We start from the raw sequence: 1,046 nt of genomic DNA on the forward strand, positions 1-1,046 counted from the left end.
GTGAAGAGGGTGTCGTGCAGGTGCCGGGCCAGCGCGGCCGGTGCCACGAGGGAGAGCTGTCCGGGGATCACGCCGACCGCGGTGGAGCCGGCGAAGATCCCCAGCGGCACGGCGAGCGCGCCCGCCCCGTAGTTCACGGGCCAGTACGGCAGCCCCGGGGCGACGCGCAGGGTCAGCAGGGCGAGGAACCCGGTGTCCTCGAGCCGCCGCTCCACGGTCTCGGCGTGGCGGCCGAGCCAGCGCAGGGCCACCTCGCGCCCGACCGCGCGCGCGATGCCGTACGCCCCGAGCGAGCCCAGCAGGGCTCCGACGACGGACAGCACCGTCCCCTCGATCGCGCCGAAGAGCACACCGGCGGTGACCGCCATGATCGTCACGGGGATGGGGGTGAGCGCCACGGCCGCGTACAGCACGGTGAACGCCAGCCAGCTCCACCAGCCGAAGCCGTCCAGTTGGGCGCGCAGCTCGTCCACACCGGGCAGGCGCACGGTGAGTGCCAGCCACACGAACGCCGCCACCACGAGGACGAGGGCGGCGGTACGCAGGATCGACACCCCGCGGTGCCCGGTGCGGGCGGGCAGGGTGGAGGCGGCGCCGGAGTCGCGCGGCGGCACGGCGGTGGAGGGCATCGGCTCAGGCTACCGGGAGTCGCCCCGCCCCGTTCCGTCAGCATGTCCTCCCCGGTCTGCGGCCACGCCCCGCGCTGCTTCGGTGGATCACACGCGTGTGACTCATCCACACCTGTGGACAACTCTGTGGAGAACCCTGTGCACGCGGCCCGCCGGGTGTGGACGGAGGGGCTCAGACGGTGGACGCGCCGGGCGCGTCGTCACCCGGCCGCGCCTCACCCGGACCCGCGCCATCCGGCCCCGCCGCCGGCTCGTCCTCGAAGGCGGGACCGCCGTCGTCCTCCCAGGCCGCGGCGGCGTCGTCGTCCCTGTCGGTCTCCTGCACCTGGTCATGCAGGCGCTCCATGCGGGTGTCCAGGTCCGCGGCCACGCGGGCGGCGGCCACGAGCTCGGTCGCGATGTCCGGGGGCACGCCGC

General features: G+C 75.2%; 1 protein-coding gene and 1 pseudogene. Both read right to left on the bottom strand.

Going from position 1 to position 1,046, the window contains the following annotated elements:
• Window positions 1-629 (bottom strand): VTT domain-containing protein (locus AB0N07_RS52085; protein WP_365848142.1); only part of this gene is annotated, 629 nt, incomplete at its 3' end.
• A gap of 172 nt (window positions 630-801) precedes the next feature.
• Window positions 802-1,046, bottom strand: a pseudogene (locus AB0N07_RS52090) (hypothetical protein); the annotation flags it as partial.

The organism is Streptomyces sp. NPDC051172 (assembly GCF_040682555.1).
In the GTDB taxonomy this organism is placed as follows: domain Bacteria; phylum Actinomycetota; class Actinomycetes; order Streptomycetales; family Streptomycetaceae; genus Streptomyces.